Annotated in this window: 21 protein-coding genes; 1 reads left to right on the top strand and 20 read right to left on the bottom strand. The window is 56.7% G+C overall.

Going from position 1 to position 21,366, the window contains the following annotated elements; all coding sequences use genetic code 11:
• Positions 1 to 128 precede the first annotated feature (128 nt).
• The 20 genes from phoU to asnC form a co-directional block, all read right to left on the bottom strand.
• Complete coding sequence (gene phoU / locus ACJ8HH_RS18925) at positions 129 to 863, bottom strand: phosphate signaling complex protein PhoU (protein WP_033636521.1); 735 nt, start codon at positions 861 to 863, stop codon at positions 129 to 131.
• A gap of 11 nt (positions 864 to 874) precedes the next feature.
• Positions 875 to 1,645: a phosphate ABC transporter ATP-binding protein PstB gene (gene pstB, locus ACJ8HH_RS18930; RefSeq protein WP_016929614.1), complete on the bottom strand. Its 771-nt coding sequence runs from the start codon at positions 1,643 to 1,645 to the stop codon at positions 875 to 877.
• A gap of 54 nt (positions 1,646 to 1,699) precedes the next feature.
• Complete coding sequence (gene pstA, locus ACJ8HH_RS18935; RefSeq protein ID WP_033636520.1) at positions 1,700 to 2,590, bottom strand: phosphate ABC transporter permease PstA; 891 nt, start codon at positions 2,588 to 2,590, stop codon at positions 1,700 to 1,702.
• 1 nt (position 2,591) lies between these two features.
• Positions 2,592 to 3,548: a phosphate ABC transporter permease PstC gene (gene pstC, locus ACJ8HH_RS18940; protein ID WP_004933822.1), complete on the bottom strand. Its 957-nt coding sequence runs from the start codon at positions 3,546 to 3,548 to the stop codon at positions 2,592 to 2,594.
• 91 nt (positions 3,549 to 3,639) lie between these two features.
• Positions 3,640 to 4,680 carry a phosphate ABC transporter substrate-binding protein PstS gene (gene pstS / locus ACJ8HH_RS18945; protein ID WP_033636519.1) on the bottom strand — a complete coding sequence of 347 codons (1,041 nt, stop codon included), beginning with the start codon at positions 4,678 to 4,680 and terminating at the stop codon, positions 3,640 to 3,642.
• Positions 4,681 to 5,015: 335 nt separating this feature from the next.
• Positions 5,016 to 6,845 (bottom strand): glutamine--fructose-6-phosphate transaminase (isomerizing), encoded by a 1,830-nt coding sequence (gene glmS / locus ACJ8HH_RS18950; RefSeq protein WP_033649563.1) that lies wholly within the window; start codon positions 6,843 to 6,845, stop codon positions 5,016 to 5,018.
• Positions 6,846 to 6,994: 149 nt separating this feature from the next.
• Complete coding sequence (gene glmU / locus ACJ8HH_RS18955; RefSeq protein ID WP_033649564.1) at positions 6,995 to 8,368, bottom strand: bifunctional UDP-N-acetylglucosamine diphosphorylase/glucosamine-1-phosphate N-acetyltransferase GlmU; 1,374 nt, start codon at positions 8,366 to 8,368, stop codon at positions 6,995 to 6,997.
• A gap of 290 nt (positions 8,369 to 8,658) precedes the next feature.
• The gene (locus tag ACJ8HH_RS18960; RefSeq protein WP_004933814.1) at positions 8,659 to 9,078 is read right to left on the bottom strand and encodes a F0F1 ATP synthase subunit epsilon; all 420 of its coding nucleotides are present in this window, start codon (positions 9,076 to 9,078) and stop codon (positions 8,659 to 8,661) included.
• 20 nt (positions 9,079 to 9,098) lie between these two features.
• Positions 9,099 to 10,481 carry a F0F1 ATP synthase subunit beta gene (gene atpD / locus ACJ8HH_RS18965; protein ID WP_004933813.1) on the bottom strand — a complete coding sequence of 461 codons (1,383 nt, stop codon included), beginning with the start codon at positions 10,479 to 10,481 and terminating at the stop codon, positions 9,099 to 9,101.
• Between the two features lie 32 nt (positions 10,482 to 10,513).
• Entirely contained in the window at positions 10,514 to 11,377 is an 864-nt protein-coding gene (gene atpG, locus ACJ8HH_RS18970) for a F0F1 ATP synthase subunit gamma (RefSeq protein ID WP_004933811.1), read from the bottom strand.
• A gap of 59 nt (positions 11,378 to 11,436) precedes the next feature.
• A complete protein-coding gene (gene atpA / locus ACJ8HH_RS18975) occupies positions 11,437 to 12,978 on the bottom strand; it encodes a F0F1 ATP synthase subunit alpha (protein ID WP_033636516.1) in 1,542 nt (513 codons plus the stop codon).
• 12 nt (positions 12,979 to 12,990) lie between these two features.
• Complete coding sequence (gene atpH / locus ACJ8HH_RS18980; protein ID WP_033649565.1) at positions 12,991 to 13,524, bottom strand: F0F1 ATP synthase subunit delta; 534 nt, start codon at positions 13,522 to 13,524, stop codon at positions 12,991 to 12,993.
• Between the two features lie 14 nt (positions 13,525 to 13,538).
• A complete protein-coding gene (gene atpF / locus ACJ8HH_RS18985; RefSeq protein ID WP_004933804.1) occupies positions 13,539 to 14,009 on the bottom strand; it encodes a F0F1 ATP synthase subunit B in 471 nt (156 codons plus the stop codon).
• Between the two features lie 57 nt (positions 14,010 to 14,066).
• Positions 14,067 to 14,306, bottom strand: coding sequence for a F0F1 ATP synthase subunit C (atpE, locus tag ACJ8HH_RS18990; RefSeq protein ID WP_004093904.1), 240 nt, complete (start codon positions 14,304 to 14,306; stop codon positions 14,067 to 14,069).
• 49 nt (positions 14,307 to 14,355) lie between these two features.
• Positions 14,356 to 15,135 (bottom strand): F0F1 ATP synthase subunit A, encoded by a 780-nt coding sequence (gene atpB, locus ACJ8HH_RS18995; RefSeq protein WP_025160299.1) that lies wholly within the window; start codon positions 15,133 to 15,135, stop codon positions 14,356 to 14,358.
• A 22-nt stretch (positions 15,136 to 15,157) separates the two neighbouring features.
• A complete protein-coding gene (gene atpI / locus ACJ8HH_RS19000; protein ID WP_004933796.1) occupies positions 15,158 to 15,541 on the bottom strand; it encodes a F0F1 ATP synthase subunit I in 384 nt (127 codons plus the stop codon).
• Positions 15,542 to 16,180: 639 nt separating this feature from the next.
• A complete protein-coding gene (gene rsmG / locus ACJ8HH_RS19005; RefSeq protein ID WP_033649566.1) occupies positions 16,181 to 16,801 on the bottom strand; it encodes a 16S rRNA (guanine(527)-N(7))-methyltransferase RsmG in 621 nt (206 codons plus the stop codon).
• Between the two features lie 138 nt (positions 16,802 to 16,939).
• Positions 16,940 to 18,829 (bottom strand): tRNA uridine-5-carboxymethylaminomethyl(34) synthesis enzyme MnmG, encoded by a 1,890-nt coding sequence (gene mnmG / locus ACJ8HH_RS19010; RefSeq protein WP_060451982.1) that lies wholly within the window; start codon positions 18,827 to 18,829, stop codon positions 16,940 to 16,942.
• 380 nt (positions 18,830 to 19,209) lie between these two features.
• Positions 19,210 to 19,650, bottom strand: a complete 441-nt coding sequence (gene mioC, locus ACJ8HH_RS19015; RefSeq protein ID WP_033649568.1) for an FMN-binding protein MioC — start codon at positions 19,648 to 19,650, stop codon at positions 19,210 to 19,212.
• Positions 19,651 to 19,750: 100 nt separating this feature from the next.
• Positions 19,751 to 20,212, bottom strand: coding sequence for a transcriptional regulator AsnC (asnC, locus tag ACJ8HH_RS19020; RefSeq protein WP_004933786.1), 462 nt, complete (start codon positions 20,210 to 20,212; stop codon positions 19,751 to 19,753).
• A gap of 155 nt (positions 20,213 to 20,367) precedes the next feature.
• Here asnC and asnA point away from each other — a divergent pair, with 155 nt between their 5' ends.
• Positions 20,368 to 21,360: an aspartate--ammonia ligase gene (gene asnA / locus ACJ8HH_RS19025; protein ID WP_033636511.1), complete on the top strand. Its 993-nt coding sequence runs from the start codon at positions 20,368 to 20,370 to the stop codon at positions 21,358 to 21,360.
• Positions 21,361 to 21,366: the final 6 nt, after the last annotated feature.

The raw sequence follows: 21,366 nt of genomic DNA on the forward strand, positions 1-21,366 counted from the left end.
CTAGCAAGCGCCACATAGGTCAGGAAATAATATAAAAAGCTATATTTATAACCTTTTTATCTTTAAGAACTTAAGATGGAATAAAGGCGCGGGAAACCGCGCCTTTGAAGGATATTACCCGGAAAGGGTCAGTCGGCTTTGTCGTCTTTACCGCCCGGAGAGAGCAGCTTTTCCAGGGCGTCGCCGCCCAAATGACGGAAATCCTGTCCTTTGACGAAATAGAAGATAAATTCGCAGATGTTCTGGCAGCGGTCGCCGATACGCTCGATAGAACGGGCGCAGAACAGCGCGGTCAGCACGCTCGGAATGGTGCGTGAGTCTTCCATCATATAGGTCATCAGCTGACGCACGATGCCTTCGTATTCCTGGTCGACCTTTTTATCTTCGCGGTAAATACGGATCGCCTCGTCCAGATCCATGCGCGCGAAGGCGTCCAGCACGTCGTGCAGCATTTGCACGGTGTGGCGCCCCAGCGATTCCAGGCTGACCAGCAGCGGCTGGTGCTGGTGCGAGAACTTCTCCAGCGCGGTGCGGCAGATTTTGTCCGCCACGTCGCCGATGCGTTCCAGCTCGGAAATGGTTTTGATGATCGCCATCACCAGGCGCAGATCGCTGGCGGTCGGCTGGCGCTTGGCGATGATGCGCACGCAGGCTTCGTCGATCGCCACTTCCATCATGTTGACCTTGGCGTCGCCTTCGATAACTCGCTTGGCCAGCTCGCCATCCTGATTGTGCATCGCGGTGATGGCGTCGGTCAGCTGCTGCTCCACCAGCCCGCCCATGGTCAGCACCTGGGTGCGGATATGCTCAAGCTCTGCGTTGAACTGGCCGGAAATGTGTTTGTTTAAATTCAGGTTATCCATGATGCTTCCTATCAACCATAACGGCCAGTGATGTAGTCTTCAGTCTGCTTTTTCTGCGGCGCAGTGAACAGGTTATCAGTATCACTGAACTCGATCAGCTCGCCCAGATACATAAATGCGGTGGAGTCGGAGCAGCGCGCCGCCTGCTGCATATTGTGGGTTACGATCACCACGGTGTAATCGGCCTTCAGCTCGCTGATCAGCTCTTCAATCTTGCCGGTGGAGATCGGATCCAGCGCCGAGCAAGGCTCATCCAGCAACAGCACTTCCGGACGAATGGCGATGCCGCGGGCGATGCACAGGCGCTGCTGCTGGCCGCCGGAAAGGCTGTAGCCGCTCTGGTGCAGCTTGTCCTTGGTTTCGTTCCACAGCGCCGCCTTGGTCAGCGCCCACTGCACGCGCTCGTCCATATCGGCGCGCGACAGCTTTTCAAACAGGCGAACGCCGAAGGCGATGTTGTCGTAAATCGACATCGGGAACGGCGTCGGCTTCTGGAACACCATGCCGACCTTGGCGCGCAGCAGCGCGATATCCGAGTTGTCGGTCAGGATGTTCTGGCCGTCCAGCAGGATGCCGCCTTCCGCACGCTGTTCCGGGTACAGCTGGTACATCTTGTTGAAGGTGCGCAGCAGGGTGGATTTGCCGCAGCCGGACGGGCCGATAAACGCGGTGACCTTGTTCTTGGCGATATCCAGCGTGATGTTCTTCAGCGCATGGAATTTGCCGTAGTAGAAGTTCAGATCGCGTACCTGAATTTTGCTGCTGGAAGCGTCAGTAACCATACTCATCAAGACTTCTCTCTTTTCATCAGCGCCGCCAAAGCGGCGCTCAAAATTTTATGAATGCTTTTTCTTGGCGAAAATCACGCGCGCCAGGATATTCAGTAACAGTACGCACAGGGTGATCAACAGCACCCCGGCCCAGGCCAGCTGTTGCCATTCGGCGAACGGGCTCATGGCGAATTTGAAGATGGTCACCGGCAGGTTGGCGATCGGCTGCATCAGGTCGGTGCTCCAGAACTGGTTCGACAGCGAGGTGAACAGCAGCGGCGCCGTTTCCCCCGCGATGCGCGCAATCGCCAGCAGCACGCCGGTGATGATGCCGGACACCGACGCCTTCAGCGTGATGGCGGAAATCATGCGCCATTTCGGCGTGCCCAGCGCATAAGCGGCCTCGCGCAGCGTATCCGGCACCAGCTTCAGCATGTTCTCGGTGGTGCGAATGACGATCGGCACCTGCAGCAGCGCCAGCGCGACGATGCCGGCCCAGCCGGAAAAGTGTTCCATCTTCGCCACCACGATGGTGTAAACGAACAGGCCCACCACGATCGACGGTGCGGACAGCAGGATGTCGTTGATAAAGCGGATCACTTCCGCCAGCCAGGATTTACGGCCGTATTCTGCCAGGTAGATGCCGGCCATGATGCCCAGCGGCGTGCCGAAGATGGTCGCCCACAGGATCAACAGGCCGCTGCCGGCGATGGCGTTGGCCAGACCGCCGCCTGCGGTGTTCGGCGGCGGGGTCATTTCAGTGAACAGCGCCAGCGACATGCCGTCGAAGCCTTTGGTCACGGTGGCGATCAGGATCCAGATCAGCCAGAACAGCCCGAACACCATGGTCGCCATCGACAGGAACAGCGCGAGACGGTTTTTCTGCCGGCGCCAGGCCTGCATTTTGCGGCGGCTTTCCGCCAGAACGACTGCGTTTTGCATATCCATCGTCGCCATGTTAACGCCCCTCATTCTTGGCCAGACGCATGATCATCAGTTTCGACAGCGCCAGCACGATAAAGGTGATAACAAACAGAATCAGGCCCAGCTCCATCAACGCGGCGGTGTGCACGCCGGACTCGGCTTCGGCGAATTCGTTGGCCAGCGCCGAGGTGATGCTGTTGCCCGGCATGTACAGCGAAGCGCTGTCGAGCTGGTAGGTGTTGCCGATGATAAAGGTCACCGCCATGGTTTCCCCCAGCGCACGGCCCAGGCCCAACATCACGCCGCCGATGACGCCGTTTTTGGTGAACGGCAGCACGATGCGCCAGATGACTTCCCAGGTGGTGCAGCCGATGCCGTAGGCCGACTCTTTCATCATCACCGGGGTCTGTTCGAACACGTCGCGCATGACTGCCGCGATGTAAGGAATGATCATGATCGCCAGGATCACCCCGGCGGCCAGAATGCCGATGCCGAAGGCCGGGCCGGAGAACAGCTCGCCGACGATCGGAATGCCCGACAGCACTTCGCCGACCGGCGTCTGGAAGTATTCGGCGAACAGCGGCGCGAACACGAACAGGCCCCACATGCCGTAAACGATGCTGGGGATGGCCGCCAACAGCTCAATGGCGATGCCCAGCGGCCGCTTCAGCCAGTTCGGCGCCAGCTCGGTCAGGAACAGCGCGATGCCGAAGCTCACCGGCACGGCGATGATCAGCGCGATAAGCGAGGTGACCACGGTGCCGTAGATCGGCACCAGCGCGCCGAACTGCTCCGCCGGCGCGTCCCACTCTTTGGTCCACAGGAAGGCGAAGCCGAATTTCTGCATGCTTGGCCAGGAGGCGAAGATCAGCGAAACAATGATGCCGCCCAGCAACAATAGGGTAATCAGCGCAGCCAGTCTCACCAGCGCGCTGAAAATGATGTCACCGTTTTTGCCCGGTGCTTTGATGGTCGGCTTGTACTCAGCCATAGATTACTCTCTGTTTGAACCCTGGCAGCCCCAACCGGGATCGGAGCCTGAAGAACTGTGTGGGGCGCGGCGAACCCGCGCCCCTGCGTTGTTAGTACAGCGCTTTGCCTGAACTGTCTTTTACGTTGGTTTTCCAAGCCGCGCGCACCTGCTCAACCACTTCTGCCGGCAGGGTGGCGTAATCCAGCTCGTTAGCCTGCTTGGCACCGGTTTTGTAAGCCCAGTCGAAGAACTTCAGCACTTCGGCGCCCTGAGCAGGGTTTTTCTGCTCTTTGTGCACCAGGATGAAGGTGGTGGATGTAATTGGCCACACGTTGTCGCCTTTCTGGTCAGTCAGATCCTGAGCGAAGGTCTTGCTCCAATCCACGCCCTTGGCCGCGTTGCTGAAGCTCTCTTCGGTCGGGCTGACCGGTTTACCGTCGGCGGATACCAGCTTGGTGTAAGCCAGGTTGTTCTGCTTGGCGTAAGCGTATTCTACGTAGCCGATAGAGCCAGGCAGACGCTGAACGAAGGCGGCGATGCCGTCGTTGCCTTTACCGCCCAGACCGGTCGGCCAGTTAACGGTAGAACCGGCGCCGATCTTCTCTTTCCACTGCGCATTGGCCTTGGACAGGTAGCTGGTGAACACGAACGAGGTGCCGGAACCGTCGGCGCGGCGCACCACGGCGATGTTCTGGTCAGGCAGTTTCACGCCTGGGTTCAGCTTGGTGATAGCCGGATCGTTCCATTTTTTGACGTTGCCCAGGTAGATATCGCCCAGGGTTTTGCCGTCCAGCGTCAGTTCGCCGGATTTGATGCCCGGGATATTCACGGCCAGCACCACGCCGCCGATCACGGTCGGGAACTGGAACAGGCCATCGGCCGCCAGTTTGTCGTCAGACAGCGGGGCGTCGGAAGCGCCAAAGTCAACGGTGTTGGCCACGATTTGCTTCACGCCGCCAGAGGAGCCGATGCCCTGATAGTTAACTTTGTTGCCGGTTTCTTTCTGATAAGAATCTGCCCACTTGGCGTAAACCGGAGCGGGGAATGTCGCACCTGCACCGGTCAGGCTGGCAGCAGCGAACGCGGACACGGTGGTCAGGGAGAAGGTCGCTGCCACAATACTGGCGACGGTGGTACGCATCAGTTTCATAATCCCTCCTAATGGGATATTTAAAATCGACTTCGAGTCGTTTTAATCAGAGTAAGTATTGCTGCAGGAGGGAAAATAGGACAGTTTGGTGACAGAAAAATGTACGCAATATGACAGTTATATTACAGCGCGCCAGAGAGGCGTTTGTTTCTTTAAAAATCAATTAATTAGTCAAAAAACAGCGCAATTGACGTGCAATAAAAAAACGGTTTGGCGCGGCCTATCCGCTTGAATATGACAATGTTTATCGCCGAATCGGTCGCGCTGTCATCTTTAAGGCCGCTCATGAAAAAAGCCGGCGCAAAGGCCGGCTTTTGCAGTTTACCTGCGGCAGATTACTCTACGGTGACAGACTTCGCCAGGTTGCGCGGCTGGTCAACGTCGGTGCCTTTGATCAGCGCCACGTGGTAAGACAGCAGCTGCAACGGCACGGTGTAGAAGATCGGCGCCACGATTTCCTCGACGTGCGGCAGAGGAATGATGGTCATGCCTTCGCTGCTGACGAAGCCGGCGTCCTGATCGGCGAACACGTACAGCTGGCCGCCGCGCGCGCGCACTTCTTCAATGTTGGACTTCAGCTTTTCCAGCAGTTCATTGTTCGGTGCCACCACGATCACCGGCATATCGGCGTCGATCAGCGCCAGCGGGCCGTGTTTCAGCTCACCCGCCGCATAGGCTTCGGCGTGAATATAGGAGATCTCTTTCAGCTTCAGCGCCCCTTCCATGGCGATTGGATACTGATCGCCGCGGCCGAGGAACAGCGCATGGTGCTTGTCGGAGAACCCTTCCGCCAGCGCTTCGATCTCTTTATCCATCGACAGCATCTGCTCGATACGCGCCGGCAGCGCCTGCAGGCCATGCACGATCTCTTGCTCCACGCTTTCCGCCATGCCTTTCAGGCGGCCCAGACGCGCCACCAGCATCAACAGCACGGTGAGCTGCGTGGTGAAGGCCTTGGTCGAGGCCACGCCGATTTCCGTGCCCGCTTTGGTCATCAACGCCAGATCCGATTCGCGCACCAGCGAAGAGCCGGCCACGTTACAAACGGCCAGCGAACCGAGATAACCCAGCTCTTTGGACAAGCGCAGCGCCGCTAACGTATCGGCAGTTTCGCCGGACTGCGACAGGGTGATGATCAGGCTGCCCGGACGCACCGCCGATTTGCGGTAACGGAATTCGGACGCGATCTCGACGTCGCACGGCACGCCGGCCAACGCTTCAAACCAGTAACGCGCCACCATACCGGAGTGGTAAGAAGTCCCGCAGGCGATGATCTGCACGTGCTGCACCTTGGCCAGCAGCTCGTCGGCGCGCGGGCCCAGCTCGCTCAGGTTGATTTGGCCATGGCTGAAACGCCCTTCCAGGGTGTTTTTCAGCGCCAGCGGCTGTTCGTAGATCTCTTTTTGCATGTAGTGACGGTAAGCGCCCTTGTCGCCGGCGTCATACTGCACCTGGGATTCGATTTCAGGGCGCTCGATGGCGTTGCCCTGCTTGTCGAAGATGTTGACGGTGCGGCGAGTCACTTCCACCACGTCGCCTTCTTCCAGGAAGATGAAGCGGCGGGTGACCGGCAGCAGCGCCAGCTGATCGGAAGCAATAAAGTTTTCCCCGACGCCGCGGCCGATAACCAGCGGGCTGCCGGAGCGCGCCGCGACCAATACGCTCGGATCGCGGCTGTCCATCACCACGGTGCCGTAAGCGCCGCGCAGCTGTGGGATCACGCGCTGAACCACTTCCAGCAACGTGCCGCCCTGTTGTTGTTCCCAGTGCACCAGGTGCGCGATCACTTCGGTGTCGGTTTCGGAGCTGAAGCGGTAACCGCGTTCGATCAGCAGTTCGCGCAGCGGTTCGTGGTTTTCGATGATGCCGTTATGCACCACGGTAATGTAGTCGGAAACATGCGGGTGCGCGTTCGCTTCGGTCGGTTCACCGTGCGTTGCCCAGCGGGTGTGAGCGATGCCGGTACCGCCGTGCAGATCGGTCTGCTCCGCCGCTTCGGCCAGTTTTTGCACCTTGCCTACGCGACGCAGGCGACTGACGTTGCCTTTTTCGTCGACCACCGCCAGACCGGCGGAGTCGTAACCGCGGTACTCGAGACGGCGTAAACCTTCCAACAGGATTTCTGCGATATCACGTTGCGCTACTGCGCCTACAATTCCACACATCAGTTGTATTCCTAATGAACGCCCTTCATGGGCGCTTTCGATGTCTTGACCTGATTTTTGCCGGTTTTACCGTGCGTCCCCGAGCCTGTAGATGGTGGGGGTTATTATGTTTTGTATTGGGCTCTGAACGGAGCCCAACGCAAAACACACTATGATTTCTTCTTCACCGGGCGTTGCCAGCCCTGAATGTGCACCTGCTTGACGCGGCTCAGCACCAGTTCGTTCTCGGCGATATCGCGCGTCACCGTGGTGCCGGCGGCGATGGTGGAGCCTTTGCCGACCGACACCGGCGCCACCAGCTGAGTATCGGAACCGACGAACACGCCGTCGCCGATCAGCGTCTTGTGCTTGTTGGCGCCATCGTAGTTGCAGGTGATGGTGCCGGCGCCGATATTCACGTCATCGCCGATTTCGGCATCGCCCAGGTAGCTGAGGTGGCCGGCCTTGGAGCCTTTGCCCAAACGCGCCTTTTTCATTTCCACGAAGTTGCCGACGTGGGCCCCTGCCGCCAGCTCCGCGCCAGGGCGCAGGCGGGCGAACGGCCCCACGGTGCAGTCGGCTTCCAGCACGCTGTCTTCCAGCACGCTGTAAGGGCTGATCTCGCAGTCATCGCCGATCACGCAGTTTTTCAGCACGCAGCCGGCGCCGATTTTCACCCGGTCGCCCAGCTTGACGTGACCTTCGATAATCACATTCGCATCAATAGTGATGTCGCGGCCGTGAACAAGTTCCCCGCGCAGGTCAAAACGCGCCGGATCCAGCAGCATCACGCCGGCCAACAGCAGCTTTTCAGACTGTTCCGACTGGAAGACGCGCTCCAGGGTCGCCAGCTGCAGGCGGTTGTTCACGCCTTCCACTTCACTCAGGCGCGACGGGTGCACTGTTTCGATTTTCTTGCCGTCGGCATGGGCCAACGCAATAATATCGGTGATGTAAAACTCGCCCTGTGCGTTGTCGTTATTCAACATCCCCAGCCAGCGCTTCAGATCGCGCCCGTTCGCCACCAGGATGCCGGTATTGATTTCGTTGATCTGGCGCTGCGCCTCGCTGGCATCCTTGTGTTCGACGATGCCCACCACGTTGCCCTGCTCGCGCACGATGCGGCCGTAGCCGCTCGGATCGTCCAGCTTGACCGTCAGCAGACCGATACCGCCCTGCGGTTTGGCCGCCAGCAGGCGTTGCAGCGTATCCACAGAGATCAACGGCACGTCGCCGTACAGCATCAGCACGTCTTCATCGTCGGCAAAGTGCGGCGCGGCCTGCTGCATTGCATGGCCGGTACCCAATTGCTCGGCCTGCAGCACCCAGTTCAGCGCGCCGTCAGTCAACGTGCTTTTCAGCAGATCGCCGCCGTGGCCGTATACCAGGTGAACATGTTGCGCGCCCAGTTTCATCGCGGCATCAATGACGTGTTGCACCATCGGCTTACCGGCCAACGGATGTAAAACCTTGGGAAGATCGGAATACATGCGTGTTCCCTTGCCCGCGGCGAGGATAACCACGCTCATTGCGCTGTTCGACATAAGCAACCTGATAACTCCATTTTGATAGACGAAAGTAAAACCGTTTAGCGGCAATATTACTACATATTTCTCATCACGAACCCGGCGCAGGCCGCGTGGGCCTTGGCCTGCCGCTATCGTGGCCAATTCGGCGCCGGGGCGAAAAAACTGTCGGCGATCGGCGACGTTTATTTCCCGATATCAGGGGTTATACACCACACCGCCCGCCGGGCTGAAATGCTTATTTTAAAGTAAAAAAAAAGCGACCCTATAGGCCGCTTTCTTAAAGTTGGGTGCTTTGCACCCAAACATTACATCGCTTTTCTGGTGAGCTCGATAACGCGCAGTTTCGCGATCGCTTTCGCCAGTTCAGCGGATGCCTGAGCATAGTCGACATCGCCATGAGAGCTGCGAATGTGTTCTTCAGCTTTACGCTTAGCTTCCAACGCTCTCGCTTCGTCGAGGTCAGTACCACGGATAGCAGTGTCCGCCAGCACGGTAACCACGCTCGGCTGCACCTCGAGGATGCCGCCGGACAGGTAGATGAACTCTTCTTCACCGTGCTGCTTAACAATACGCACCATGCCAGGCTTGATGGCAGTCAGCAGCGGCGCATGGCCAGGGAAGATCCCCAGTTCACCTTCGCTGCCTGTCACCTGGATCTTCTGCACCAGGCCGGAAAACATCTGTTTTTCCGCGCTGACTACATCCAGATGGTAAGTCATAGCCATATCACCCTCCTCTCAAGGCGTTACAGTTTCTTGGCTTTTTCCACTGCTTCTTCAATGGTGCCAACCATGTAGAACGCCTGCTCCGGCAGGTGGTCATAGTCGCCGTCCATAATGCCTTTGAAACCACGGATGGTGTCTTTCAGCGATACGAACTTGCCCGGAGAACCGGTGAAGACTTCTGCCACGAAGAACGGCTGAGACAGGAAGCGTTGGATCTTACGCGCACGGGATACGACCAGTTTGTCTTCTTCAGACAGCTCGTCCATACCCAAGATCGCGATGATATCTTTCAGTTCCTGGTAGCGTTGCAGAATGGACTGCACGCCACGCGCTACGTCGTAGTGCTCCTGGCCAACAACCAGCGGATCCAGCTGACGGCTGGTGGAATCCAGCGGGTCAACGGCCGGGTAGATACCCAGAGAAGCGATGTTACGGCTCAGTACCACGGTTGCGTCCAAGTGCGCAAAGGTGGTGGCTGGTGACGGGTCAGTCAAGTCATCCGCAGGAACGTAAACGGCCTGTACGGAAGTGATGGAACCGGTCTTGGTCGAGGTGATACGTTCTTGCAGAACGCCCATCTCTTCCGCCAGCGTTGGCTGATAACCTACCGCGGATGGCATACGGCCCAGAAGTGCGGACACTTCGGTACCGGCCAGGGTGTAACGGTAGATGTTGTCAACGAACAGCAGAACGTCACGGCCTTCGTCACGGAATTTCTCCGCCATGGTCAGGCCGGTCAGCGCAACGCGCAGACGGTTACCTGGTGGCTCGTTCATCTGGCCGTAAACCAGGGATACTTTGTCCAGAACGTTGGAGTCGGTCATTTCGTGGTAGAAGTCGTTACCCTCACGAGTACGCTCGCCCACGCCCGCAAACACGGAATAACCGGAGTGCTCGATCGCGATGTTACGGATCAGCTCCATCATGTTTACGGTTTTACCCACGCCCGCACCACCGAACAGACCGACTTTACCGCCCTTGGCGAACGGACAAATCAGGTCCATTACCTTGATACCGGTTTCCAGCAGTTCCTGGGAGCTGGACAGCTCTTCGTAGCTTGGCGCCGCGCGGTGAATCGCCCAACGCTCTTCTTCGCCGATGTCGCCTTTCATGTCGATCGGTTGACCCAATACGTTCATGATACGGCCCAGGGTAGCTTTACCCACCGGCACTTCAATCGGGTGGTCCAGGTTGTTCACTTTCAGACCGCGACGCAGACCGTCGGAGGTCCCCATTGCGATACAGCGAACCACGCCACCGCCCAGCTGTTGCTGAACTTCCAACACCAGTTTTTCGGTGCCGTTTTCTACCTCAAGAGCGTCGTACACTTTCGGTACGGCATCCTGAGGGAACTCGACGTCCACCACGGCGCCGATTACCTGGATAATCTTTCCAGTAGCCATCTTGAATCCTCTACGTAATTCGTAAACCTAGCTTAAACCGCGGAGGCTCCCGAAACGATCTCGGTGAGTTCCTGAGTGATGCTGGCCTGACGCGCCTTGTTGTATACCAACTGCAGCTCTTTGATCAGGCTACCGCCGTTATCGGTTGCGGCTTTCATCGCGACCATTCGTGCGGCCTGCTCGCTGGCCAGGTTTTCCACGACGCCCTGATAAACCTGCGACTCCACATAGCGGCGCAGCAAGGTATCAAGCAGCACTTTTGGATCGGGTTCATACAGGTAATCCCAAGGCGTTTTCTTCAGCTCTTCGTCATCGGCTGGCGGTAACGGCAGCAGCTGAAGCACCTGCGGCTCTTGGGACATCGTATTAACAAATTTGTTGCTGACAATGTACAGCTTGTCCAAACGACCTTCGTCGTAGGCCTGCAGCATCACTTTCACCGGCCCGATCAGATCCGACAGGGAAGGTTTGTCCCCCATGCCGGTCACCTGGGCAACCACGTTGCCGCCCACGGAACCAAAGAAAGAGGCCGCTTTAGAGCCAATCAGCGCCAAATCGGTTTCGACGCCTTTTTCGGACCAGGCTTTCATCTCCGCCAGCAGCTTTTTGAACAGGTTGATGTTCAAGCCGCCGCAGAGACCACGGTCAGTAGACACCACCAGATACCCGACGCGCTTAACGTCACGCTCATCCAGGTACGGGTGCTTGTACTCCAGATTCCCTAACGCAAGGTGACCAATCACTTTGCGCATGGTCTCTGCATAAGGACGGCTGGCCGCCATGCGATCCTGCGATTTACGCATTTTGGAGGCGGCGACCATTTCCATCGCTTTAGTGATCTTTTGCGTGTTTTGCACGCTAGCGATCTTACTACGTATCTCTTTTGCGCCGGCCATCTCTGCTTCTCCTCAGTGCCAGACGGCCTGCTGTCTTTCAACAGCAGGACCGTTCGGCGTTACCAGGACTGGGTTTTCTTGAAGGTCTCGAGGATGTCTTTCAACTTGCCCTCGATCTCATCATTGAAGTTGCCAGTTTGGTTGATGTGGTTCAGCAGCTCGGCGTGCTCGCGGTCCGCATAGGCGACCAGCGCGGCTTCGAAGCTCACCACTTTGGCGACTTCGACGTCGTTCAGGTAACCGCGTTCTGCGGCAAACAGCACCAGAGACTGTTGTGCGACCGACATCGGCGCATACTGTTTCTGTTTCAGCAGCTCGGTCACTTTCTGACCGTGGCTCAGCTGTTTGCGGGTCGCGTCGTCCAGATCGGATGCGAACTGGGAGAACGCAGCCAGTTCACGATACTGCGCCAGCGCGGTACGGATACCGCCGGACAGTTTCTTCATGATCTTGGTCTGCGCGGCGCCACCAACACGGGATACGGAGATACCCGGGTTAACTGCCGGACGAATACCGGAGTTGAACAGGTTGGATTCCAGGAAGATCTGACCATCGGTAATCGAGATTACGTTGGTCGGAACGAACGCGGAAACGTCACCCGCCTGGGTTTCAATGATCGGCAGAGCGGTCAGTGAACCGGTTTGGCCTTTAACTTCACCTTTGGTGAAGGCTTCAACGTATTCGGCGTTAACGCGCGCTGCACGCTCCAGCAAGCGGGAGTGCAGGTAGAATACGTCGCCTGGGTAAGCTTCACGACCTGGCGGACGACGAAGCAGCAGGGAAATCTGGCGGTAAGCAACGGCCTGTTTGGACAGGTCATCGTACACGATCAGCGCATCTTCACCGCGGTCACGGAAATATTCGCCCATTGCGCAACCGGCGTATGGCGCCAGGTATTGCAGTGCAGCGGATTCGGAAGCGGTCGCCACAACCACGATGGTGTTGGCCAGTGCGCCGTGCTCTTCCAGTTTGCGCACCACGTTAGCGATGGTGGACGCTTTCTGGCCGATAGCCACGTAAACGCATTTGATGCCGGAGTCGCGTTGGTTGATGATCGCATCGATCGCCAGCGCGGTTTTACCGGTCTGACGGTCACCGATCACCAGCTCACGCTGGCCACGGCCGATTGGAATCATGGCGTCAACGGATTTGTAGCCAGTCTGAACCGGCTGATCAACGGATTGACGCTCGATAACGCCTGGCGCGATAGCTTCTACCGGAGAGAAACCGTCGTTCTCAATCGGGCCTTTGCCGTCGATTGGCGCGCCCAGGGTGTTAACTACGCGGCCCAGCAGACCACGACCGACTGGAACTTCCAGGATACGGCCGGTGCATTTAACCTTCATGCCTTCGGCCAGATCCGCGTACGGACCCATGACCACGGCACCGACGGAGTCGCGCTCCAGGTTCAATGCGATTGCGTAACGGTTGCCAGGCAGAGCGATCATTTCGCCCTGCATAACGTCGGCCAGGCCGTGTACGCGGATGATCCCGTCGCTGACGGAAACGATAGTACCTTCATTGTGAGCTTCGCTCACTACATTGAACTGAGCAATGCGCTGCTTGATCAGTTCGCTGATTTCGGTGGAATTCAGTTGCATGCTCCAGTCCCCTTAAGACTGCAAGACGTCTGTCAGGCGTTCAAGACGACCGCGAACGCTGCCATCAATCACCATATCGCCGGCGCGAACAACGATGCCGGCCAGTACAGACTTGTCAATTTTGCAATTCAGCTTAACTTTGCGTGACAGACGTTTTTCCATCGCAGCGGCGATTTTCGCCTGCTGTTCGTCGCTCAGCGCGCTCGCAGAGAGCACTTCGACTTCGACGGTGGATTCCAGCGAGGCGCGCAGTTCGATGAACTGCTGCAGCACGGCAGGAAGAACCAGTAAACGTCCATTTTCGGCCATTACGCGGATAAAGTTCTGGCCATGTTCGTCGAGCCGATCGCCACAAACCGCGATGAACGTCTTGGACAGCGTTTCTGGCGCGACCGCGCCAGACAGCAGTTCAGAAATCTGTTCATTGCGAGTGACTTCAGCCGCAAACGCCAGCATTTCCTGCCAGCGCTCTACGCTTTGGTGCTCAACGGCAAAGTCAAAAGCTGCTTTGGCGTAGGGGCGAGCTACAGTGACAAATTCAGACATCAGCCCCTCCCTCCTTACAGTTCAGCGACCAGTTTATCAACGATGTCGCTGTTAGCAGCTTCATCCACGGAACGTTCGATGATCTTCTCGGCGCCGGCAATTGCCAGCATCGCGACTTGCTTACGCAACTCTTCACGAGCGCGCTTACGTTCGGCTTCGATCTCAGCCTGAGCCTGCGCCACGATTTTGTTACGTTCCTGCTCGGCTTCGGCTTTCGCTTCATCCATGATCTGAGCTTTGCGTTTGTTCGCTTGCTCGATGATCACCTGAGCTTCTGCTTTAGCAGTTTTCAGCTGGTCGGTCGCATTGGCTTGCGCTAAGTCCAGATCTTTTTTGGCACGCTCTGCAGAAGCGAGGCCGTCAGCGATTTCTTTCTGACGTTTCTCGATGGCAGCCATGATCGGCGGCCATACGTACTTCATGCAGAACCAGACAAACAGAACGAACGCGATGGCCTGGCCGAGGATTGTTGCGTTAAGATTCACAGCACAATGCCTCTTTAAAAGTTAATAGTTTGGTTACGTCGTAGAGGGTTGCTCTACTTACGCGACGGCGAACATCACGTACAGACCCAGACCTACAGCGATCATCGGGATGGCGTCGACCAGACCCATAACGATAAAGAACTGTGTACGCAGCAGAGGAATCAGGTCAGGCTGACGAGCAGCGCCTTCCAAGAATTTACCACCCAGGATGCCGATACCGATCGCAGCACCGATTGCCGCTAAACCCATCATCACAGCGGCAGCCATGTACAGCAGATCCATACTCAGGTTTTCCATGACAGTCTCCAGTTTGTTTCAGTTTAAAAGTGCAAGTGTTTTAAGAAAATCAGTGCTCTTCAGACGCCATCGACAGATAGACGATCGTCAGAACCATGAAAATAAAGGCTTGAAGCGTAATGATCAGGATGTGGAAGATAGCCCAAGGCAAGCTCAGAACCCACTGTGACCACCACGGCAACAGGCCGGCAATCAGGATGAAGATCAACTCACCCGCATACATGTTGCCGAACAGTCGCAGACCCAGTGAAACAGGTTTGGACAGCAGGCTGACACCTTCAAGAATCAGGTTGATAGGAATGAATACAGGGTGGTTGAACGGCTGCATGGTCAACTCTTTAACGAACCCGCCAACGCCTTTCATTTTGATGCTATAGAACAGAATCAGGATAAACACGCCCAGCGCCATAGACAGCGTGACGTTCACGTCGGCGGTAGGCACGACGCGCAGCGCAGGCAGACCGAGAACGTGGGTGCCGAGATAGGGCAGGAAGTCAACCGGGATGAGGTCCATCAGGTTCATCAGGAACACCCAGACGAACACGGTCAGCGCCAACGGCGCAATGACCTTGCTCTTGCCGTGGTACATGTCGCGCACGCTGCTGTCGACGAAACCGACCACCAGCTCCACGGCGGTTTGCAGTTTACCCGGCACGCCGCTGGTGGCGTTTTTGGCCACTTTGCGGAAGATCACCAGGAAGAGCGCCCCGAGGACGACGGAGAAAAACATCGAGTCGAGGTTAATCGACCAAAACCCAGTCCCGACCTGAAGCTGCGTCAGGTGGTGACCGATATACTCCTGTGGAGTCAAGACTTCTCCTGCAGACATGATGCCTCTTACCCTTATTTAGTTAAGTTCGGTAACTGTTAATCACGGCCGGTGCCACTATCTGCACCACTAACACCGCTAAATAGGTCAGGCCAAGCGGTATAAACTCCGCCTTGAACACCCCCAGCGCCACGATCAGCAAAACGATGGTGATCACGACCTTTAGCCCCTCGCCGATGGCGAACGACCAGGCAACCCTACCGGGCGCCGGCGTTTGCGCCTGATGGCGCAAGGCAAACAGCATAAACATTGCACTCGGCAACCAGGCGGCGAGACCGCCTGCCAGCGCCGAAGCGCTCCATTCCGGGCTTTTCAGCCAGAAAGCAACGCTGATCAGAACAAAAGTCATTAACTGCAAAAACAGCAGTTTGCGTGCGACTTTCCCGCTGTAAAGGGACACAGACATGACGTTTGTTCTCTCCGTACCCCAGAGGGGGTATGCTGAGTGACGTATACAACTGTTTTTGCTGTCCAGAGTCAAGCAGCAAAAAACGAGCAAATTATACGGGGCATACCAACGAATTCAATCGATAAGTAGCGAAAAGGTGAACAATTATTTAAATTTCCCTATTCCAGCCTATTTTCACAAGAAAACGGTCGGAATAATAGGGCGCATTTAATTGTCTGATTATTCCAGCGTTGCGTTTAGAAACGCGAAGCCGATCACAGTAATGTCCCTTCCTGATTTATAGCCGATGGTCAACCAAACCGTCTTTAGCAATTTGAGCGATCAAAAGATTATATAAATCAAAACATTATCAGTTAACTGTTCAAAAACAATCCGTATACCCGACGAAAACCTTTTATTGACAAGCCGCAGGGCAATATTCCAACAGCCAATTAACATTAGCAGCAAACGCCAATCTTTCGCACATGATTGCTAACGTGACTATTTCCAAATGCAATTACTCTATTGTCGCTAATTAGCCGCGTTTTTTGTGTTAATAGAAAGTAAATTAACTAAAAAAAGCGACCAACTAATTAGCCTGCTTATCTTTCTGCCTGGTACTGCCTTTAATTCACGCTTGTTTGATCAAAAGCAAACTCAGTTTGCCTTAAGAATCACCAGATGGCGTTCGCCTTCCAATTCAGGCACCTGCAACCGCACGATGGATTCCAGGCTAACGCCCGCCGGCAGCTGCGCCAGCTCTTCATCCGGGCGCACGCCTTTCAACGCGTAAAAACGCCCCTGCCCTTTCGCCGGCAGGTGATGGCACCAGGACAGCATATCCTGCAGCGAAGCGAACGCGCGGCTGATCACGCCGTCGAACGGTGGCTCGGCCGGAAACTCCTCAACGCGGCTCTGCACCGGCTCGATATTGTTCAGGCCCAGCTCATGCTGCACCTGACGCAGGAAACGCACGCGCTTGCCCAGGCTGTCGAGCAGCGTGAAATGCGCGTCCGGGCGCACGATCGCCAGCGGAATGCCCGGCAAGCCGGGGCCGGTGCCGACATCGATAAAACGCGAGCCCTGCAGATGCGGGTTGACCACGATGCTATCGAGGATGTGGCGCACCAGCATTTGCTGCGGATCGCGCACCGACGTGAGGTTATAAGCCTTGTTCCACTTATCCAGCATGCCGACATAGCCCAGCAGCTGCTGTTTCTGCTGATCGGGCAGCTCAATGCCTGCTGCCGCGAGCAGCGAGTCTAATTTTTTTTGCACAACGGATCCTTTGGCAGGCGCTGAACGACCAGCGGATGGTTAGCTGGCGCAATGAGGCGCCTATGATAATTCAGGGCGCAAGTGATGTCAGCGGCCGTTTGGCTACGGGATGAGCAAACGGCCGCCTGGCTGCGGGATTTATGCGCTGCGGCGCAGCAGTCCCTGCTTTTTCAGCCAGATCAGCAAAATCGAGATCGCCGCCGGCGTAATGCCGGAGATGCGCGAAGCCTGGCCGATGGAGTTCGGTTTGTGATCGTTCAGTTTGGCGATCACCTCGTTCGACAGCCCAGAAACCTGACGGTAGTCGAGATCCAACGGCAGCACGGTGTTCTCGTTGCGCTGTTGTTTTTCGATCTCTTCCTGCTGACGAGCGATGTAGCCTTCGTATTTGATCTGGATCTCGACCTGTTCGGCGGCTTGTACGTCGTCCAGCGGCGGCGCGAAGGCCTCGGTGCCGGTCAACTGTGCGTAATCCATCTCCGGGCGGCGCAGCAGCTCTTCGCCGTTCGCTTCGCGCGACAGCGGCGCTTTCAGCAGCGCATTGACCTGTTCGACGTTCTCGGCGTGCGGGTGCATCCAGATGTCGCGCAGGCGCTGACGTTCGCGTTCGATTCGCTCCAGCTTCTCGCTGTAACGCGCCCAACGCACGTCGTCCACCAGGCCGAGTTCACGGCCTTTTTCCGTCAGGCGGAGATCGGCGTTGTCTTCGCGCAGCATCAGACGATACTCGGCGCGCGAGGTAAACATGCGGTACGGTTCTTTGGTGCCGAGGGTGCTGAGATCGTCCACCAGCACGCCCAGGTAGGCCTGATCGCGACGTGGCGCCCAGCCTTCCTGTTCGTCGGCGAAGCGCCCGGCGTTCAGGCCGGCCAACAGGCCCTGCGCAGCGGCTTCTTCATACCCGGTGGTGCCGTTGATCTGGCCGGCGAAGAACAGCCCCTGAATGAATTTGCTTTCCAGCGTCGGCTTCAGATCGCGCGGATCGAAGAAATCGTACTCGATGGCATAACCAGGGCGAATAATACGCGCGTTCTGCATCCCTTCCATCGAACGGACGATCTGCATCTGCACGTCGAACGGCAGGCTGGTGGAAATGCCGTTAGGGTAAATTTCGTTGCTGGTCAGGCCTTCCGGTTCGAGGAAGATCTGGTGCGCGTTGCGATCGGCAAAGCGCATGACCTTGTCTTCGATCGACGGGCAGTAACGTGGGCCGATCCCTTCGATGATCCCGGCATACATCGGGCTGCGATCGAGGTTATTGCGGATCACGTCATGGGTTTTTTCATTGGTGTGGGTGATGTAGCACGCCATTTGTTCCGGGTGCTGGCTGGCATCGCCCAGGAACGAGAATACCGGCACCGGCGTATCGCCGTGTTGTGGCGCCAGTACGCTGAAATCGATAGTGCGGGCGTCGATGCGCGGCGGCGTACCGGTTTTCAAGCGGTTGACGCGCAGCGGCAGTTCACGCAAACGCTGCGACAGCGAGATCGAAGGAGGATCCCCCGCGCGGCCGCCGCTGTAATTCTCCAGGCCGATATGGATCTTGCCGTCCAGGAAGGTGCCGACGGTCAATACCACCGCCTTGGCGCGGAATTTCAGGCCCATTTGGGTTACGGCGCCCACTACGCGATCGTTTTCGACGATCAGATCCTCAACCGGCTGTTGGAAGATCATCAGGTTGGGCTGGTTCTCCAACGCGGTGCGGATCGCCTGGCGATACAGTACGCGATCCGCCTGCGCGCGAGTGGCGCGGACGGCAGGGCCTTTGCTGGCGTTTAGTATCCTAAACTGGATGCCGGCATGATCGATCGCCGTGGCCATCAGGCCGCCGAGTGCATCAATTTCCTTAACCAGATGCCCTTTACCAATACCGCCAATCGCCGGGTTACAGGACATCTGTCCCAGCGTATCGATATTGTGTGTCAATAATAAAGTCTGACGTCCCATGCGCGCCGCGGCCATGGCGGCCTCGGTACCTGCATGGCCACCACCGATGATGATGACGTCAAATTGATCTGGATAAAACATGGAACTGCACCTCGCCGTATTGCGAACGATCGTATTTGCCCTGGGGTGGGGGATTCTACTCAAGTTTAGACGATCGACCAAGCGGTCAGGATCGTCGGTAATTAAAAGAAGATCTTTTTTATTTAAAGATCTCTTTATTAGATCTCTTATTAGGATCGCGATCCTCTGTGGATAAGTAACTATTCACGAAGAAGATCAGCAGATTAAGGAGGATCGTTTGCTGTGAATGATCGGTGATCCCAACGCAGATAAGCTGGGATCTAAAAGGCTTGTTATGCACAGGACAAAAAGCGACCTACGGTTGTTATTTGGATAACTACGGCTTTTACCCTGCTTTTAAGTTTAGTTATCCACAATCGTTCGCGCGATCTTTAGACAAACTAGAGTAAATTAATCCAGTTTTTTACCCATTCCTCGGCCGGATCCTCGGGAATTTCATGCTCGGTCACGTCGATCTCGAGACGATCGCCGATCCTTTTCGCGCCTCTGGCGATCAGCAGATCGTCGATCTGTTTGATCGCGCCGCAGAAGATGTCGTATTCCGAACTGCCCAAACCGACGGCGCCGAACTGCACCTCGGAAAGATCCGGCTGTTGTTCGGCGATCTGCTCCAGCAGCGGCTGAAGGTTATCCGGCAGTTCGCCGGCGCCGTGCGTGGAAGAGACCACCAGCCAGCGGCCGGTCAACGGCAGTTCATCCAGTTCAGGGCCGTGCAGCATCTCGGTAGAGAAACCCGCGTCTTCCAGCTTTTCAGCCAAATGTTCAGCCACGTATTCGGCGCTGCCAAGCGTACTGCCACTGATCAGAGTAATGTCTGCCATGAACCAACGATCCCAACCTTCTCACTCAAAGTGGCTGCATTGTACGCTGTGAATCGGCTGGGATCTACCTGTGGATAATGTGGGTATGCAATTTGGCGGGTTACGGCACGATGGTGCGCATAATGGGGTTCTGCAGCGAGATCAGCGTTTCGGTAGACTGGATCTCGTCGATGGTCTGGATCTTGTTGATAAGTACCTGCTGCAGTGCGTCGATCGATCGGCACATCACCTTGATAAAGACGCTGTAGTGGCCGGTGGTGTAATAGGCTTCCACCACTTCCTCCAGGCTTTCCAGCTTTTTCAGCGCCGAAGGGTAGTCCTTGGCGCTCTTTAATATGATGCCGATAAAGCAGCACACATCGTAGCCCAGCTGTTTGGGGCTGACGTCGATGCGCGCGCCGGTGATGATCCCGGCCTGTTTCATCTTCTCTACCCGCACATGAATGGTGCCGGGGCTGACGGCGAAGTTTTTCGCCAGTTCGGCGTACGGCGTGCGCGCGTTGTCCATCAGAGCGTTGAGGATGCCGCGATCGAGATTATCGATCTGATAAATTTCCGCCATTTAATCCCCCATTAATTAACGATTGTTGAATTCTGTCCGGATAAAAATGAACGATTAAAAGTGAAAAGGCAATATTGATTAATGGATATTGAATTGACATGTCATTTTGTTGCTTAATCGATGGCAACAGAGACAGGTTTACAAGAGATACGGCAATGAAAAAACAGTTTATCCAAAAACAACAACAAATCAGCCAGGTCAAATCCTTCTTCTCCCGCCAGCTGGAGCAACAGCTTGGCCTGATCGAAGTGCAGGCGCCGATCCTCAGCCGTCTGGGCGACGGCACGCAGGATAACCTCTCCGGCAGCGAGAAAGCGGTGCAGGTTAAGGTGAAAACCCTGCCGGACGCCACCTTCGAAGTGGTGCATTCATTGGCGAAATGGAAACGTAAAACGCTGGGCAGCTACGATTTCGGCGCCGGCGAAGGCCTGTACACCCATATGAAGGCGCTGCGCCCGGATGAAGATCGCCTGACGCCTATCCACTCGGTGTACGTCGATCAGTGGGACTGGGAACGGGTGATGGGCGACGGAGAGCGCAGCCTGGACTACCTGAAAAGCACCGTGCGCAGCATTTACGCCGCCATCAAGGCGACGGAGGCGGAAGTCAGCCGCGAGCATGGTCTGACCCCGTTCCTGCCGGAACAGATCCACTTTGTGCACAGCGAAACCCTGCTGCAGCGTTACCCGGATCTGGACGCCAAAGGGCGCGAGCGGGCGATCGCCAAAGAGCTGGGCGCAGTGTTCCTGATCGGCATCGGCGGCAAGCTGTCGCACGGCAAATCGCACGATGTGCGGGCACCGGATTATGATGATTGGACCACCCCGGCGGCGGATGGCCTGGCGGGCCTGAACGGCGATATCGTGGTGTGGAACCCGGTGCTGCAGGACGCTTTCGAGCTGTCCTCTATGGGCATCCGCGTCGACGCCGCCGCGCTGAAACGTCAGCTGGCGCTGACCGGCGATGAAGAGCGCATGAAGCTGGAGTGGCACCAGTCGCTGCTGCGCGGCGATATGCCGCAGACTATCGGCGGCGGCATCGGTCAGTCGCGCTTGGTGATGCTGCTGCTGCAACTGTCGCATATCGGCCAGGTGCAGTGCGGCGTGTGGTCGCCGGAAGTGCGCGGGGCGGTCGAAGGCCTGCTCTGATCCCGC

Origin of the sequence: Serratia sp. CY32780 (assembly GCF_052169135.1) — a bacterium.
In the GTDB taxonomy this organism is placed as follows: Bacteria; Pseudomonadota; Gammaproteobacteria; order Enterobacterales; family Enterobacteriaceae; genus Serratia; species Serratia sarumanii.